15 protein-coding genes are annotated in these 17,041 nt (G+C 31.7%); 10 read left to right on the forward strand and 5 right to left on the reverse strand.

The window, feature by feature from the left end; all coding sequences use genetic code 11:
- Positions 1–142 precede the first annotated feature (142 nt).
- Both ROY99_08435 and ROY99_08440 read right to left on the reverse strand, forming a co-directional pair.
- A complete protein-coding gene (locus ROY99_08435) occupies positions 143–973 on the reverse strand; it encodes a PHP domain-containing protein (protein MDT3696408.1) in 831 nt (276 codons plus the stop codon).
- 3 nt (positions 974–976) lie between these two features.
- A complete protein-coding gene (locus ROY99_08440) occupies positions 977–1,660 on the reverse strand; it encodes a Crp/Fnr family transcriptional regulator (protein ID MDT3696409.1) in 684 nt (227 codons plus the stop codon).
- A 378-nt stretch (positions 1,661–2,038) separates the two neighbouring features.
- On the opposite strand from ROY99_08440, the gene ROY99_08445 reads away from it, so the two are divergent.
- From ROY99_08445 to aroB, 4 genes are all read left to right on the forward strand, one after another.
- Entirely contained in the window at positions 2,039–4,114 is a 2,076-nt protein-coding gene (locus tag ROY99_08445; protein ID MDT3696410.1) for a peptidylprolyl isomerase, read from the forward strand.
- A 103-nt stretch (positions 4,115–4,217) separates the two neighbouring features.
- Positions 4,218–4,931 carry a hypothetical protein gene (locus ROY99_08450; GenBank protein MDT3696411.1) on the forward strand — a complete coding sequence of 238 codons (714 nt, stop codon included), beginning with the start codon at positions 4,218–4,220 and terminating at the stop codon, positions 4,929–4,931.
- Between the two features lie 49 nt (positions 4,932–4,980).
- Positions 4,981–5,535, forward strand: coding sequence for a shikimate kinase (locus ROY99_08455; protein MDT3696412.1), 555 nt, complete (start codon positions 4,981–4,983; stop codon positions 5,533–5,535).
- Positions 5,519–6,616: a 3-dehydroquinate synthase gene (gene aroB / locus ROY99_08460; GenBank protein ID MDT3696413.1), complete on the forward strand. Its 1,098-nt coding sequence runs from the start codon at positions 5,519–5,521 to the stop codon at positions 6,614–6,616. The genes ROY99_08455 and aroB overlap by 17 nt, the downstream gene beginning before the upstream one ends.
- 418 nt (positions 6,617–7,034) lie before the next feature.
- On the opposite strand, the gene ROY99_08465 is transcribed toward aroB, so the two are convergent.
- The 3 genes from ROY99_08465 to ROY99_08475 all read right to left on the reverse strand — a co-directional run bounded on the left by ROY99_08465 (position 7,035) and on the right by ROY99_08475 (position 10,029).
- The gene (locus ROY99_08465; GenBank protein MDT3696414.1) at positions 7,035–8,246 is read right to left on the reverse strand and encodes a HAMP domain-containing sensor histidine kinase; all 1,212 of its coding nucleotides are present in this window, start codon (positions 8,244–8,246) and stop codon (positions 7,035–7,037) included.
- Between the two features lie 76 nt (positions 8,247–8,322).
- Complete coding sequence (locus ROY99_08470) at positions 8,323–9,597, reverse strand: adenylosuccinate synthase (protein MDT3696415.1); 1,275 nt, start codon at positions 9,595–9,597, stop codon at positions 8,323–8,325.
- Positions 9,598–9,690: 93 nt separating this feature from the next.
- Positions 9,691–10,029 (reverse strand): STAS domain-containing protein, encoded by a 339-nt coding sequence (locus ROY99_08475; GenBank protein ID MDT3696416.1) that lies wholly within the window; start codon positions 10,027–10,029, stop codon positions 9,691–9,693.
- Between the two features lie 166 nt (positions 10,030–10,195).
- Here ROY99_08475 and ROY99_08480 point away from each other — a divergent pair, with 166 nt between their 5' ends.
- The 6 genes from ROY99_08480 to ROY99_08505 all read left to right on the forward strand — a co-directional run bounded on the left by ROY99_08480 (position 10,196) and on the right by ROY99_08505 (position 17,034).
- Positions 10,196–10,789 (forward strand): sigma-70 family RNA polymerase sigma factor, encoded by a 594-nt coding sequence (locus ROY99_08480; protein MDT3696417.1) that lies wholly within the window; start codon positions 10,196–10,198, stop codon positions 10,787–10,789.
- Positions 10,786–12,342: a hypothetical protein gene (locus tag ROY99_08485; protein MDT3696418.1), complete on the forward strand. Its 1,557-nt coding sequence runs from the start codon at positions 10,786–10,788 to the stop codon at positions 12,340–12,342. Before ROY99_08480 ends, ROY99_08485 begins: the two co-directional genes overlap by 4 nt.
- A gap of 155 nt (positions 12,343–12,497) precedes the next feature.
- A complete protein-coding gene (locus tag ROY99_08490) occupies positions 12,498–14,570 on the forward strand; it encodes a PP2C family protein-serine/threonine phosphatase (GenBank protein ID MDT3696419.1) in 2,073 nt (690 codons plus the stop codon).
- 2 nt (positions 14,571–14,572) lie between these two features.
- A complete protein-coding gene (locus tag ROY99_08495) occupies positions 14,573–14,923 on the forward strand; it encodes an STAS domain-containing protein (protein MDT3696420.1) in 351 nt (116 codons plus the stop codon).
- 4 nt (positions 14,924–14,927) lie between these two features.
- Positions 14,928–15,368: an ATP-binding protein gene (locus ROY99_08500; GenBank protein MDT3696421.1), complete on the forward strand. Its 441-nt coding sequence runs from the start codon at positions 14,928–14,930 to the stop codon at positions 15,366–15,368.
- Complete coding sequence (locus tag ROY99_08505; GenBank protein MDT3696422.1) at positions 15,355–17,034, forward strand: SpoIIE family protein phosphatase; 1,680 nt, start codon at positions 15,355–15,357, stop codon at positions 17,032–17,034. Before ROY99_08500 ends, ROY99_08505 begins: the two co-directional genes overlap by 14 nt.
- Positions 17,035–17,041: the final 7 nt, after the last annotated feature.

A 17,041-nucleotide genomic window follows, 5' to 3' on the forward strand; every position in this document is an offset into this window, starting at 1 on the left:
ATCATACACTGTAAGTGAAAAGATCAGCTTTGTTAAATGAAGATATAACTGAATCAGAACCTTTATGTCCATTCTTTATTTCGACAAGCAAAACTGTTTATCTAATCAAATTCTTCACTGAAATAAGTAAATGACAATAACATTATGCAGTATTTCTTAATATTTGTTTGCGCATTGCTTCAACTCTTGAATAAGGTACACAATATTTACCTAGATTATTATAATCGTTTCTATCTCCGCCATGAAAATCTGAACCACCACTTTCGAGTAAAAAATACTCATTCACAATTCCTCTGTAATGTTTAATTTGATGCGGCAAGTGTGAGGGATGAATAACTTCAATTCCATCTAAACCGGCATCAATTAATTCAACCATAATATTATCTGGTAAAGGACCGGGATGAGCAATAAAAGATAAACCACCGGCATCGCTGATTATCTTAAATGCACTTCTGGGTGATACATGGACTTTTCTTTCATAAGCAGGGCATCCATTGCCGATGTATTTACTAAAAGCCTCAAAGTAATTGCCTACTAATCCATTTAATACCATTGCTTTTGCAATATGCGGTCTGCCAACTACTGAGTTCTTTGCGATGCTCATAACATCATCAATTGTTAGATGCAAGCCAAGAGTATTAAGTTTTTCAATTATCCTGATAGCACGTTTAATTCTTTCGGCTCTGAAAAATTTAAGATATTCGCCAAGTTCTTTATTTGCCGGATCAAAAAAATATGCAAGTATATGAACTTCACGGTCTCTGATATCTGAGCTGATTTCTAAACCTGGTATTACCTCAACCCCGGATATTTTTCCAATTTCAATAGCTTCAAAAATACCATCAACTGTATCATGGTCGGTAATACTGATTACATCAATTCCTGCATCTTTAACTTTCAAAATTAATTCTTCAGGTGTATGCTGTCCATCAGAATATTTTGAATGCATATGTAGATCAGCTTTTACACTCATAAATCAGTGAAACAGTTCTTTAAATTTTTCATAATCGATAATTCTTAATCTGGAACCATCCAATTCAACCAAGCCTTTCTTGGCAAAAGAATGTAAAGTTCTGGAAATCGTTTCTCTTGATGTACCAGCCATATTAGCCAATTCCTGTTGATAAGGCAGATGGTCAATTTCAACAATACCTTGTCTAATTTTACCAACTTCATCAGCAATCTGAAGAAGAACAGTTGCAACTTTACCTTCGGCATCTTTTAATGAAAGTGCTTTAATCTTCAAAGTTGCAGCCCGCAGCCTTTTGGTTAATTCAGTTAAAAGTGCAACTGATACATCCGGATACTTAAAAAGCAAATCTAAAAATTCAGCTCTTTGAATAATAAATATCTTTGAATCTTCTACAGCTGTTACAGTTGCTGATCTTGCCATACCATCAAGCAGAGACATTTCACCAAAAAAATCTGATTCATTCAGCATAGCCAGGATTACTTCCTTATCATCATTACTTGATCTGGAAATTTTCACTTTTCCTTCTGCAATCACAAAGAAAGCTGATCCTGTATCCTCTTCATTAAGAATAATGGAGTTCTTTTTAAATGATTGGATAACACCTGATTTAGCAATCTTTTCAAGTGTTTCTTCTTCTAATTCTGAAAAGATTGGGACATTTGATAGGAATTCTATATTACTTAACAAGTTTTTACCTCTTTCTTAAAATATACATTGCAAAAAATACCTTTGATGATTCATAAAGTCAAATAATTACCTGACTTAATAAGGTAAAGTAGAATACAAGCAGAAGTATTAAATTCAAACTTCTGAAAAATTACACTAAGAATTATAGACTGGAGAATGTCATTTGGTCCATATCAGACGATTATTTTTAATTTATTTGTTCTGATTCCGAAACTTGTTTCTAATAAACATCATAACAGTTTTTGGTGAGTCTCCAGCAGATAAAAAGATAGTCTTCTAATTTAATTGTTTTTTTAGCCCGATGTATCTATTTTACCCCGCTTAATTTTTCAAGTTAAATAATACGGAGATTTTTTAATTATGGGTATGATGGCCAAAATGAGGAGTTTGGCTCCAGCCTTTATTCTTACTGTAGGCGGTTTATTCGTTCTTTTTATGGTTATTTCTGATTCAAACGTTCTTGAAGCACTTGGCGGTGGAAGAAGTAATAATATTGGTAGTGTAAATGGTGAAGAGATAACTTATCAGGAATTTCAGACAGCAGTTGATCAGCAAATAGAAAATCAAAAAAAACAAACAGGGCAAGATCCTGATGAAACACAAGTTGACCAGATAAGAGATCAAGTGTGGGATGCAATTGTTACTCAAAAAGTATTTTCACAACTGATTAAAAAATATGGTATTACTGTTACTGATCAGGAAATAAAAGACGCTATCCTTGGTGAAAATCCACCAGAATTTTTGAAACAGAACTTTATTGATTCTCTGGGAAATTTTAATCATCAATTATATCAGCAGGCAATTTTTGATCCTCAGAATAAAGCTGCGCTAATTCAGGCTGAAGAATACATCAGACAATCAAAACTTACTCAGAAACTGCAAAGTCTGGTTCTTGCTTCTGTTAATGTAGGAGAAGATGAAGTTGAAAAAAGATTTATTGATCAGAATACAAATATTGAAGCAGAATATATCCTTTTTGATGTAAATAAAATTAAGGACTCTGATGTTAGTATTTCTGATGAGGATTTAAAAACCTATTATGACAAGAATTTAAATAATTACAAAATTCCTCCTCAGAGAAAATTAAAGTTTGTCTTATTTCAAAATGTTGCTTCTGCCGAAGATTCTCAAATGGTTTACAAGAATCTATTAAATGTTAAAAACTCAATTATTGCTGGTGATACTGCTAATTTCTCTCAGCTAGTTAGTATTTATTCTGAAACACCGTATTCTAAGGATACTTTAGCGGTTAATATGCTTACTCCGGAAGCTGTTTCAGCTTTTAAAAAATCTGTTGTTGGCGAGGTTGTTGGTCCTTTCACTTCTCCGCAGGGTTATGTTTTGTATAAATATTATGGTTCTGTTCCAACAAACGATGTTTCTGTTAAAGTTTCACATATTCTGATTAACCAATATGGTAGTGATGAAAATAATCTGGCAGAGGCTAATAAAATATATCAGAGATTAATTGCAGGTGAAAGTTTTGAAAAACTTGCTAAAGAATTTTCAAAAGATCCGGGAAGTGGAAGTAATGGTGGAGATCTTGGCTATTTTAGTAAAGGTATGATGGTTAAGGAATTTGAAGATGCAAGTTTTTCTGGTGCTGTGGGAGTTGTACAAAAACCGGTTAAAACTACTTATGGCTATCATATTATTAAGGTTACTGATAGAGCTGATAGAAAATATATTGTTGAAAGAATTATAAATTCTGTAAAACAATCTGCAAGCAGCAGAGACCGGAATTTTAATGCAGCTAATGATTTTTCATATCTTGCTCAAAAAAATGATTTTGATACCGAAGCGAAGATTATGAATTATACAGTTCGCGAAACTCCTTTGTTTACAGAACAAGCTCCATCAATTCCATCTTTAGGTAACAATAAGAGATTAGTAATATTTGCTTTCGAAAATAGCGTTAACACAGTAAGTGATGTTTTCAAAGTTACAAACGGTTATGTTGTTACAAAAATATCAGAAGTTGAAAATGAAAAATTTAGACCTTTTGATGAATTGAAGGAACAAATTAAACCTGCCGTTATCAGAGAAAAAAAATTCGAAATTCTTAAAACTACTGTCAACGATGTTTATAATAAGATTAACGGTGATTTGACAAAAGCTGCTGCAATCGACTCTAACTATAAAGTTCAACAAACAGGGAATTTTACCCCTCAGGGTACAATCCCATCTATAGGAAGAGATTATGCTTTCATTAATACAGCATTAAAATTAAAATTAAACATAGTATCTGAGCCGATAAAAGCAACGCGCGGTTATTATATCTTAAAAGTAACTAAACGAAGTGACTTTAATAAAGATGCATTTGATTCTCAAAGTACTGCAATCAGAAACTCACTGATGCAGGAAAGAAGAGGCAGATTTTTGAATCAATGGGTTAATGAAATTAAAGAAAATGCCAAGATTGTTGATAACAGACATTTATTCTTCCGGCAGTAATTTCTTTATTATGCTTTTACCCCCATTTACTATTCTCATAGTATTTGGGGGTTTTCTTTTTTAAACTAACTTTATCAAATTGAATTAGTAATTTACAGTTGAGATGTATAAAAAATATTTAATAATTATTCTATTATTAGCTGTAATTGAAATCAGCCCTCAAACAGGTTCTAAGAGGTTTTATTTTAGTATTGGAATGGATTATACAACTTCTGCACAAATTTTCCTGAATCCTAATTCATCTGATATCATGATTAGAAATAGATCTTTTACATTGTTAGATTTATTTTCACCATACATTGATTTGCGATATAAGTTGAACGAATCTTTAATATTAGGGATCGGAACGGAATATGTTAATAGAAGTGAAGAAGCATATAATCTTAATGTAATAGCCGGTTCGCAAATTGTTAAACTGAAAGTTGAGGATGGAGTAAAATTTATTCCTATTGAGCTGTCTGTTTATTATCATCTGCCTTTTTCAACAGAGCATTTTAAGTTTACGATGGGCGGGGGAGTCGGATATTATATCGGTGAACAGACCAGAAAATTTGGCAACACTGAAATTGAAATGATTGATAGAAAAATTTCACTTGGCTTGCTGGTTTCAATGGGTATGGAGTATTTGATTTTACCTGAACTTGGGCTGCGTATAGACCTTAAGTTTCGTGATCCGGAAATAAAATTAACTAATAAGTACAAAAGTAAAGTAATTAGTTACAACGGCAATGAGATCACTTTGCTGCAGGATACTTTTAACTCAAAAATTAATCTGAATGGTATAGCATTTTTTATTGGTGCTGTTTATTATTTTTAACTTTGAGCATTTAACAGCATTAAACTGATTATATAGCCTCATATAGCAAATGAAAAATAAACTGATTTTTTTGACGGGATTCATGGCTTCGGGAAAAAGCACAGTAGGACCTATTCTTGCAAATACTATCGGATGGGGTTTTTATGATCTGGATAAATTAATTGAAGGTGAAACATCTCTTAGTATCAAAGAAATATTTAATGTTTACGGAGAATCTTATTTCCGAAAAATTGAAACTGATGTGCTTAAAAAAGTATGCTCATTAAATGAATTTGTCATTTCACTTGGGGGCGGAACTATTGCAAGCAAGGAGAATTTACAAATTATTAAGAAATCAGGGTTTCTGATTTATCTTGAATCCTCTCCTGAAGCAGCATACAAAAGATTAAGGTTTAAAAGAGATCGCCCAGCACTGCTTTTTGATGGAGAAGATGAACCTACTGAAGCTGAATTTATTAATAGAATAAAATCATTGTTAAAAAGTCGGCTGCAATACTATAATTCCGCTGATATTAAAATAAACACAGATAATTTACCAGTTGGTAAAACAGTAGATAGACTTGCTGAGATAATAAAAAAAGAGTTTTATGACAAAACAAATTAAAATCAATTTAGCTGATCAAAGTTATTCAATCGTAATAGGCTCAAACATTCTTGATAAAGCAGTAATCAGAATTAATAATTTAAAACCTGACAAATGTCTTTTTATTATTGATCAAAAAGTATATAACCTGCATAACATAAAAATTCGAAAAACATTTGTAAAAGTTAATAGCAAATTGTTTACTTATTTGTTTTTAGCAAATGAGAAAAACAAATCCTATGAAGAAGTAATAAAAATTCAAAATTACTTAGTTGAGAATAATTTTAGTCGTGGTTCTTTAATTCTGGCAATTGGCGGCGGTATTACAGGTGATATTGCAGGTTTTGCAGCAAGCACTTTTATGCGTGGTATTAAAATAATCCATCTTCCAACTACACTGCTTTCAATGGTAGATAGTTCTGTTGGCGGTAAAACAGGAATCAATTTTTTAAATAGAAAAAATTTGATCGGCAGCTTTTATCAGCCAGATTCAGTTTTTATTGATACGGAGTTTCTGAAGACTCTGCCTAAAAGAGAAATTTTATCCGGAACTGGTGAACTTGTCAAGTATTCTTTTTTGACAAATGAAAAAAATTATAAAGTGTTTAATCAATACATTCAGAAAATATGTAATAAAAGTGAAATTGATTATGTGGATATTGTTTATAAATCTCTTACAATTAAAAAAAATATTGTCATCAATGATGAAAGAGAATTAACAGGTATTAGAAAAATTCTTAATCTCGGTCATACTTTTGCACATGCTTTTGAGGCAGCCTCAAAATACAAAGTAACACATGGTGAATCTGTTATTGCCGGAGTAATCTGTGCTCTTTACTTGTCAGAAGAGCTTGGTTATCTCACCAAAAAGAAAATGAACAGGTTATTAAATGGCTTTAAGCTTTTAACCATCAATCCTATTATCAAAAAAATGGATGATGAGGAGTTGTTTTATTTAATGCAGAGCGATAAGAAATTAATAAATGAAAAAATCAGATTTGTTTTGCTTCAGGATATTGGCAATATTATCGTAGATGCAATTGCTGATAAACCGTCAGTTTTGGAGGCAATCAGAAAAATGAAAACTATCAGCTTAAAATAAGATTCGCTTTAAAAGAGGAAAACTGTCAGGTTTTGAGGGCGAAACCTGACAGTTTGTGTGTCATATTTGGAGGGATGCTATGCTTAAACTATTTCGACTTTTCTCTTTCAAGACTAGTGCCATTAAAATTCGACAGGAATGCCATAATTGACCTTCTTTTTGTCGGTAAAAATTTCATTTAAGTAGTATTTACAGCCTGTTATTTTGAATAAATGCCTGAATATTATCATCAGGATTGAAAAACGACTATAGAAATCTATAAACTTAGAAAATATTCCAAATTAACTACTGTAACTACTTTTTTAGAATAATGATGAGCTGCTTTTGTTTTAGAGGGTAATCAAAGAGAATTGAAGAAGTATCTTATTGTTTTTGGGAATGATAATTTTATAAACTAAAAGCAAAGGTTATTACTAAGTTAATATTGCCTTTTAAGAATTATTTTAAAGATTGTTCCTTCTAATGGCGTTGAGCTTTTTACTGATATTTTACCTCCGTGATAACCTTCGATGATTCTTTTAGATAAACTTAATCCTAAACCCCAGCCTCTTTTTTTCGTGCTATATCCTGGTCTGAAAACATCTTTTCTTCTATGCAGGTCAATACCTTTACCATTATCAGATACTTCTATCTCAACATCCTTTTTGTTTTCTGTAATATGTATCCGGATCAGACCATTTTTATTCTCGATAGCATCTAAAGCATTTTTAATCAGGTTCTCAAGTACCCACTCAAAAAGTTCCTGATTTATCAGAGCACTGCAATTTTTATTTCCATCAACAACTAATTCGACAGTTTTGCCAGTCTGTGGTAATCTTCTGTTAAAATACTCAGTAACTTTTTTTGCCTCTTCATATACTACATGATTTCTAATTTCAGGCTTTGAACCAATTTTAGAAAAACGATAAGTAATTTTATTAAGTTTTTCTACATCGCTTGAAATTTCTTCTGTTATATCCAGAACTGCATCGGGCTTTTCGTAGTTCAGTTTCATCATTTCTATCCAGCCCATCAAACTTGATATCGGTGTACCGAACTGATGTGCAGTTTCTTTAGCCATTCCGACCCAAATGTTACTTTGTTCACTGCGTTTTATCTGACTGAACCCGATATAGCCAATAAGTATGAATAACGCTGCAATTATGATTTGGATGTATGGATAAAACTTTAACTGTCTAACAAGATTAGATTCCCCAAAATGAATGCGCTGTAGAATTATAGTATCGGCATAAGTAATATTTATTGGTTTATGGATAGCATCCATTTCAATAATCATCTCAGCGAGTGCTTTTTTTCTTTCCTCGTTACTTAGAGTTGAATCAATATTTACATTTTTAATCTCTGTATTACTTTCAGGATTAAAGTTATTGTCTTTATCAGTAAGAATTATCGGAAAGTCAATGGGCTTAATAATGTTGTCAAATAAAAATGTAAGGTCAGCATCAGGGGAATCACTGTTAGCTATATATTCAAAACCCTTTGCATACAATTCGACAATACTTCTTTCCCGCTGATGCAATTTTTGTACAAGAGTTTGGGTATAATAAAGCGTACCGGCAGCTATTGCCAATGCAATTACAAGTAAAAATAATTTTAGATTAATTGATGTCGGACCACCTGACATTTTCATAAAACAAATACCTTATTTTTACAAAACAAGATTAGCAATTAAAAAAATAAAAACACGTTAAAAAACTGTACCAGCTCTAATGATCAACAAAAAAAGTCTGTTTTCTCTTCGGTCCAACCGAGATTATATTTATTTTGATACCAGAGTGTCTGGAAATAAAATCCAAATAATCTAAAGTTTTAGCAGGCAGATCGTCGTAACTCTCACAATTGGATATATCTGTGTTCCAGCCATCAAGAGTTTCGTATACCGGAGTTACGCTATTTAGCTGATTAACATTTGTAGGAAAACTTTTTAATCGTTTACCATTTATTTCATAACCAACACATACTTTTATTTGATTAAAATTACTTAATACATCAAGTTTAGTTAATGCAACAGAAGTGATTCCGTTAATCATTCTTGAATAGGAAAGAAGATAAGCATCAAACCAGCCGCAGCGTCTTGGTCTCCCGGTTGTTGCACCAAACTCAGCACCAAATTCTCTTAATTTATTTCCTTCTTCATCAAGCAGCTCAGTAGGGAAGGGTCCATTACCTACTCTTGTGGTGTAAGCTTTTACTATGCCAATAACGCTATCGATCCTGGTTGGTGCAATTCCGCTGCCTGTACATGCGCCGCCAGATGTTGGATTTGAAGAAGTGACAAAGGGATAGGTTCCGTGATCAATATCCAGGAAAGTTCCTTGTGCTCCTTCAAGTAAAACGGATTTGCCTTCATCAAGAGCACGATTCAAGTATGCCGGTGCATCTTTAATATATTTGTCAATTATCTGATCAAACTCAAGATATTCTTTAACAATAGCTTCTACATCCAGTCCCGCGTGACCATGAACTTTCTGCAGAAATTCATTTTTTTCTTTCAGATTAATTCTGATCTTTTTTTCTAGTTCAACTCTGTCAAGCAGATCAACAATTCTAATTCCTTTTCTGCCATATTTATCAATGTAGCAAGGTCCAATTCCACGTCCGGTAGTACCAATTTTAATTTCACTGTTTTCACTGATTGAATCTAATAATTTATGATATGGCATAATAAGATGTGCGTTATGACTGATAAATAATCTGTTATCAACATCAATATTATTTGCTTTTAACAGATCAATTTCTTCAAGTAAAGCAGTTGGATCTATGACCACTCCATTGCCAATTACGCAGACTACTTTTTCTCTTAGTATTCCGGAGGGAATTAAATGCAGTATATATTTTTTATCACCAATTTCAACAGTATGTCCTGCGTTTGCACCTCCCTGATATCTGGCAACAACATCATATTCTTTGCTGATTAGGTCAACAATCTTTCCTTTGCCTTCGTCGCCCCATTGCGAGCCAACAAGAACAGTTGCACCCATTTGAACTCCTCTGTTTAATTAATAGTTTAAGCAAAATAAAAACTCCGCATTTTACAATACGGAGTTTTTATTAAACAATTATCTAAAAAAAGACTAACTAAAACTTTTTACAGCATCATCAACCGAATCAAAAGATTCAAAAATTGTAATGAGTTTTGTTATAATAAGTAAACTCTCAATTTTTTCAGTAACATTAGCAAGTTTCAAACTTCCGTTTTCTCTTTTAACTGTTGTTAAACCGCTAATAAGCATTCCAAGTCCTGAACTATTCATAAACTTAACTTCGCCAAGGTCTACGACTACATTTTTTTTGCCCTCATCAATAAGCTTATGAAGTAATTGATTAAATTCTTTTGTATCATCGCCGCCCATTACATCACCTTTTAATTCTATGATAACGGCGTTATACTTCTCAAAAACTTTAGTTTTCATTGGGAATCTCCAAAAATTTCATTGTGAATTTAAGTAAGCTTATTAACTCATGCAAGCAGCATTTTACTTATTATAAAGAGAATTTACCGCTTGTCATTAAAAGAAATAAAGGTTTTTTAGTATTGATTATTTTATGGAACCAAAATATAATTATGGCGTCTAAACTATGGATTTTGAAGAAAAAGAAAATATGCCGCAACCTCAGATTTTAAGTCTTGATGATGATTTTTCATTGATTAAAAACTTTATCGATGGTGATGATTCAGCTTTCAATGAACTTGTAAAAAGACACAAAGAAAAGGTTAGAAATATTATTTATCTAACTTTATCTAATACTGATGCTATTGATGACATTGCACAGGAAGTATTTATAACTGTTTTTAAAAATCTCAAATCCTTCAGATTTGAATCGCAGTTTACAACCTGGCTTTACCGGATTACAATAAATAAATGCAAGGATCATTTACGTAAGACTAAAATCCGAAAGATTTTTTTACCACTAAAAGACGATGAAGAGTATAATGTTTTAGGATCTATAAATGAAAATACTGATGTTAAGCAAATTGTAAGAAATGCAATTGCTTCACTTCCAGATAAACTTCGTTTGCCTATTATGTTAAAAGATCTTGAAGGATTCAGTTATCAGGAAATTGCTGACACAATGAATTGCGAGATTGGAACAATAAAATCGAGAATTTTCAGAGGACGTGAGACATTGAAAAATATTCTTAAACCGATTGAAAAAGAATTAATGCTATGAAAAGATTAGATAAAGACAAAGAGTTGATTTCAGCTTATCTGGATGGTGAGCTTTCTTCTACTGAAAAACAGTATATAGAAGAAAAGATTAAAAGTTCATTAGAACTTCAGAAAGAACTGGATGATGTTAAAAGACTTAAAGAACTGACCAATTCTTCGTTTGATAAAATTCCTGAGTCGGTGTATTTTGAAACAAGATTATTTGCTGATCTAAACTCAGAAAAAACCAACAAAGTAAACCTAAAGAAATGGATTCCCATTGGCTCTTTAACTTCAATCACAATTGCTTTGATGATAGTATTAAAGTTTAATCCAAATCTTATTGAAAACATTATTGAGCAGCAGAAATCAAACTTAGCTGGATTTTACAAAGAAAATCTTCAGCCTTTACTATATGCTGCTGATCTTACCAACGAAGATATTTTTAACTTTGCGGTTTATAAAGAGCTTCCTCTTGATGCCTCGAATAAGCAAATCTTAAGATTAGATAATGACTCAGCCGGTAAGGAATATTTTGAAATTAAAAATACTAACGGTGTTTCTAATTCAAATAATTTAAAGAGTTTTGCTACAGCATTGGACCTTAACGATTCTGAAAGGGAAATGATGGATTCGATTATCAGTTCTTATTCAGATCAGCTTTCTGCATTAGTTTTGGTAAATGATAAGAATGCTGTTGCTATCAATCCAAATATTTGGAATACAAGAAAAGTAATTCTTGCTGATATTCTAGCATTTGCAAAAAAACATGCTGGAAACAATTATCTGAAAATTCTTCCTTCGACTGTTGCAGAGATTGATAATAATTCGATTAAAAAGTATGTTGCTGATACAAAAACAATGAAAACAAATCAGTACATTTTCTTTACACCAGATTCTATCTTTGAAGATAATTTTGTGTTTGATATAGATAAGTTTAAAGTGCAGATGGATGAATTAAAAGAAAATCTGGCTGAGCTGAATGAAAATAAAATTGAATTAAAAGAGTTTAAGATCAATTTTGATTCAACTTATAAGGCTCACAAAAAGAATTTTGATAAATTAAAACGATATGAGATTTTTATAAATAAGGATCAGATTAAGGTTAATATGCCGGATATTGCAGTTGGTTTTCCTGAAATTAATTTACCCGATTTTGACAGTATTGCAATCGTGATTGATGAAGCTACTAAAAATTTAAATGTAGTTCTTCCGCCAAATGTACCAACTGTGGTAGGAAAGAATAACTACAATTATAATTATAATATTGTTAAGCCGCGTCAAAATAAAAAAGGCGGAGTAAGTTTAGATTCATTGATGCATCGGCGAAATACAGAAAATGAATTGAAGAGCAATGAAATAAAGAAAAAATCTCAAACACAATCAAAGATAAATTCTGGTTTAATCGATAGTATTATGCTGAAGCAGAATGAAGAACTGAAAAGAGAAATGGATAATCTTAAAAAAGAACTTCAGCAATTCAGGAATGATTTATCCGAACCAAAAAGGGATAAACCAAAACAAAGTCAGGATAGTATAAAAAATATCAATAATTTTGATGTCAAGGATACTTAAAGATATCTGGTAATTACTCTATTGGCATCCGTCAATCAATCTATTTTACCGCTTTTCCAGCAATAATCCTTCTATAATTCTTTACTTTAAACCATCGACAAAAACATTTATTTTAGCCCAAAGAACTACATTTAATTGGATAACTGAAAGTTTTTTTGCTTCTTAACAAATACAAAATAAATGCAAACTTAAGCTGGTGGATAATTGGAGTATTAGCCTTTTCAATTATTCTCTATAGACTTTTATTTTTTTCAAGGGAGTCTCAGCTTTATTATATAATAAACGATTTGATCGTAATTCCCTTAACTGTTATAACAATACTAGTAATCATCCGAAAGATTAAACGCTCGGGTGCCCATCCTTCAGTGTTGGTTTTAAATTCAGGTATAATTGTTGCGTTTGTCTTTTTGGTCTTACTTTTTTCTGAACCAGTTCTTAACAGTTTATCATTGGATTCAAAAACTTTAACTTCAAACCTAAATTTCTATCAGAGTATCTCACTTAGTTTATATTCGCTGATGTTCCTTGCTTTAACATCTTATTGGTTTGCCACCCTAAAAGAATTATATTTTTTTAAAAGATATCGTTCAGAACACACATACTTTTATTTGATGATTATCTTTATTGTACTCACTTCAGCTACAAGCATTGCATTAAAAGATAAACAATATGTTTACATAAACGATACTTTTCAAATTGTTACTTTGATCCTTATCATTTTCAATTCATTAAAAATTTCCTGGATAGCTTTCATATCAAAGAAAGAAAAAATTACTCTGCTTATTCAATCAATTATTATTGCCATTTTATTCAGTTTAAGTTATGCAACCAGCAGCATAAATAGTTTTAGCGGTAAAATACTCGCTGATTTTTCAATGTCGTTTTATTCTTTTTACTCTTTGATATTATTATATGGCGGAATTTATTTTACAGTTTTATTTTTTACTACTTTATTCCATATCCCGACAGCAGAAGCTTATGACAGAAAGGCAAAAGAAGTTTCATCACTTCAATATTTCAGCAAACTAATTAATCAGGTTTTGGATTTTGATGATCTGGCAGACACAATTACTGATATTGTTACAAAAGTCAGCAGTGCAGATTCAGCGTGGATAATACAGGAAAATAGCAATGAACTTAAAACTATTGCCAATAAAAATATTGCTTATGTAGATGCAGATCTTATAAACCGGTATTTATTAGAAAGCGGTGTTTGTGAAAAAATTGCTGAAACAAAAATCTGTTCATTATCTAAGTACGCTGACAGAACAAGATTATCAGAAAAATTTGGCAGTATTGCAATTTCGAATTTAAAAAGCATAGACAATCAGAAAAGATACTTAATCGCCGCCCGCAAAAATGATCTGATATTTTTTGAAGAAGATAAAACCGCTATCAATACATTTGCTGATTATGCTTCTGTTGCGATTGAAAACTCATTATTGCTTGAACAATCAATTGAAAAACAAAGACTCGAAAAGGAACTTGATGTTGCCCGCGATATTCAAAAGAGAATACTGCCGAAAGAAAATCCGGAATTAGAAAATCTTTCCATCTCTTCTTTTTTTATTCCGGCTTTTGAGGTTGGCGGTGATTATTATGATTTTTTTGAGATTAGTAAAACCAAACTTGGCTTTATTATAGCAGATGTTTCAGGAAAAGGAATTTCTGCTGCTTTTATTATGGCAGAAGTAAAAGGAATTTTTAATTCATTAAGCAAAATGATCGATAAACCTAAACAGATTTTAGAAAAAGCAAATGAGATATTGATTCACAGATTGAGAAAAAAAGATTTTGTAAGCGCCTTGTATGGGATTATTGATTCTGAAAAAGAGGAATTAACGTTTGCCCGTGCCGGTCACTGTCCTGCTATACTGATAAGACAAAACAAAATACAATCATTTAAAACATCCGGTATAGGTTTAGGTCTTACAAATTGTTTTGATTTTAATAATCATCTTGAAGAGATAAAGATAAATCTTAGAGATTCTGATACTTTTGTATTTTACACAGATGGGATAACTGAAGCAAAGAATGATAAGCTTGAAGATTTTGGTGAAGAACAATTTGCAAATATTCTTGTTGAATATTCTGATAAAAATGTTAATGAAATAGCTGACCAAGTGATAAAGGAAGTGTCATTATTTTCAAGCAGTCATCATCAGTATGATGACATAACTTTAATTATATTAAAGTGGAATAAAAAAAATAATTCAAACGGAGTTTAACAATGGCAGATTTCAACACCTCGATTAAAGAACAAGGTGATGTTAGTATTATAAATCTTATTGGTTATCTGGATGCTCATACTGCACCGGTGCTCGAAAATAATTTTGTAAACCTGATTGGCAAAAACAGATTTCAGATTGTTGTTGATTTCAAAGACCTTGCATACATAAGCAGTGCAGGACTTGGGGTCTTTATGGCTTATGTAGAAGAGATAAGGCAGAATAAAGGTGATATTAAATTATCAGGTATGAGCGCAAAGGTTTATAATATCTTCGACCTTCTGGGTTTTCCCTTGCTTTATGAAATATTTGATTCAGAAGAAGAAGCAGTTAAGAAATTTTCAGAAAAATAATATCGTGAAAACAAATAAATTAAAAGTTAAAAGTAAAACTGAAAATTTATCGGTTATAAGAGATTTTGTCAGCTCTTACGCAGCTGAAGCAAGGATAGAACAGAACATAATTGAGAATATTATCCTTGCAGTTGATGAAGCCTGTACAAATATTATTAAACACGCATATCATTCTGTACCTGATGGAGAAATTATTATCAAGCTTAAACTATCAGGTAAAAAGTTTATTGTTACTATTACAGATTATGGCAATTCATTTTCGCCCGAAAAAATTCCTGAACCTGATCTGCAAAAATATTACAGACAGAAAAAAGTTGGCGGACTTGGTATGTATCTGATGAAAACTCTTATGGATGATGTTGAATATCATTCTGTACCCGGTAAATACAACGAAGTATTGCTTTCCAAAAATATTAAAGTGGATAAAAGCAATGTCAGACACTGAAAGTTTAAAAGTTAAAAGAAATCTTACTGCACTTGTTGAATTCAGCAGAGTTATAAACTCAAGTCTTGATTTATCGTTTATTTTAAATAACGTGCTATTAACCTGCCTTGGAAAGTTTTTAGCAACAAAAGGTGTTGTTGCTCTGAAACTAAACGGAAAACTTTTATTAAAAGCACAAAAGGGAATTTCAGAAAAGGGGATAAAAGATTTTCCAGAAATAACTATGGATGAAAATTGTATCATCAATGAAGAGCTTAATGAATATTTTATCACTAATAATCTGATTGCTGCCGAAAAAATCATTTCATCAAATGAATGCCTTGGAATTGTATCGCTTGGTGAAAAATTAAATAAACAACCTTATAGTAAAGATGATCTCAATTTTTTAAAAACTATCCTTAATATTGCCTCTTCAGCAATACAAAATTCCTTAATTGTTGAAGAGTTAAAAATTGTAAACCGCGAACTTGATTCAAGAATTCAAAGACTTAGCTCGCTTTTTGAATTAAGTAAAGAATTCGGGTTGTTTTCTGAATCAACTAAAGTAACAAGGCTACTTATGTTTTCTTTGATTGGTCAATTTATGGTTCAGAAATATGCGCTGTTAAGATTTGATGGTGATGACATTGAAGTTATCGAACCAAAAATTCCTGTTGAAGAATTGTTAACTCATCTTCGAAAATATGATTATTATAAAATTGAGTCTTCTCTTAATAAAACCCAGGTGGCATTACTTTATCCCGATATTTATTCAATGGGCATTGAAGTAATTATTCCAATGCAGCTTCAGGGAAAAACCAAGGGACTTATAATACTCGGTAAAAGATTTAACAATGCAGAATACACTGATTCGGATATTGAGTTTATTTTTTCAACCGGCAGTCTTGCAATTATATCACTTGAAAACAGAAGACTGTTTAGAGAAGCAATAGAAAAACAGAAACTTGAAGAAGAACTAGAACTTGCAAGAGACATCCAAAAAAACTTATTGCCGCAAACTATTCCTGTTTATAAAAATTTTGAGATTGCTGCATTAAATATTACTTCGCAGCAGGTCGGAGGTGATTATTACGATATAATAAAACTAAATAATGAAGATTATTGTATTGCAATTGCTGATGTTTCCGGTAAAGGAGTTCCTGCTTCCTTACTTATGGCAAACCTTCAGGCATTTTTGCAGGTTATCTGCAGACAAAATGTTCCACTTGCCGATGCTACAAGTTTGTTGAATAATCTTATAACCGAAAATACTGCTGATGGAAGATTTATAACGTTTTTCTGGGGAATGTTAAATGATGAAAAACGAACACTTAACTATATAAACGCCGGTCATAATCCTCCTTTGCTTATCAGAAATGGTTCAATTATTAAGCTGGAAGTGGGAGGAATGATATTGGGTGTAATGAAAACAGTTATGCCGTATGACTCAGAATTAATTCAATTGCAAAAAGATGATGTTCTTATCATGTTTACAGATGGAATTTCTGAAGCTATGAATAAAAAGGGTGAAGAGTTTTCTGATTCGTTTCTGGAATCAATTTGTATTAAATCAGCGGGTTACACTGCCAATGAAATACTGAATGAGATAAAAAATGAGGTTCAAAAATTTGCCAAGGGAACAACTCAATCAGATGATATTACATTAATGGTTTTAAAGGCAAAATAAATATTAT

Source organism: Ignavibacterium sp., assembly GCA_032027145.1.
GTDB lineage: Bacteria > Bacteroidota > Ignavibacteria > Ignavibacteriales > Ignavibacteriaceae > IGN3.

Excerpts from the sequence above, each read along its gene's own strand:
- ROY99_08435 (MDT3696408.1), bottom strand. The coding sequence starts at position 973 with ATGAGTGTAAAAGCTGATCTACATATGCATTCAAAATATTCTGATGGA.
- ROY99_08445 (MDT3696410.1), top strand. The coding sequence starts at position 2,039 with ATGAGGAGTTTGGCTCCAGCCTTTATTCTTACTGTAGGCGGTTTATTC.
- ROY99_08450 (MDT3696411.1), top strand. The coding sequence starts at position 4,218 with ATGTATAAAAAATATTTAATAATTATTCTATTATTAGCTGTAATTGAA.
- ROY99_08455 (MDT3696412.1), top strand. The coding sequence starts at position 4,981 with ATGAAAAATAAACTGATTTTTTTGACGGGATTCATGGCTTCGGGAAAA.
- aroB (MDT3696413.1), top strand. The coding sequence starts at position 5,519 with ATGACAAAACAAATTAAAATCAATTTAGCTGATCAAAGTTATTCAATC.
- ROY99_08465 (MDT3696414.1), bottom strand. The coding sequence starts at position 8,246 with ATGAAAATGTCAGGTGGTCCGACATCAATTAATCTAAAATTATTTTTA.
- ROY99_08470 (MDT3696415.1), bottom strand. The coding sequence starts at position 9,597 with ATGGGTGCAACTGTTCTTGTTGGCTCGCAATGGGGCGACGAAGGCAAA.
- ROY99_08475 (MDT3696416.1), bottom strand. The coding sequence starts at position 10,029 with ATGAAAACTAAAGTTTTTGAGAAGTATAACGCCGTTATCATAGAATTA.
- ROY99_08480 (MDT3696417.1), top strand. The coding sequence starts at position 10,196 with ATGGATTTTGAAGAAAAAGAAAATATGCCGCAACCTCAGATTTTAAGT.
- ROY99_08485 (MDT3696418.1), top strand. The coding sequence starts at position 10,786 with ATGAAAAGATTAGATAAAGACAAAGAGTTGATTTCAGCTTATCTGGAT.
- ROY99_08495 (MDT3696420.1), top strand. The coding sequence starts at position 14,573 with ATGGCAGATTTCAACACCTCGATTAAAGAACAAGGTGATGTTAGTATT.
- ROY99_08505 (MDT3696422.1), top strand. The coding sequence starts at position 15,355 with ATGTCAGACACTGAAAGTTTAAAAGTTAAAAGAAATCTTACTGCACTT.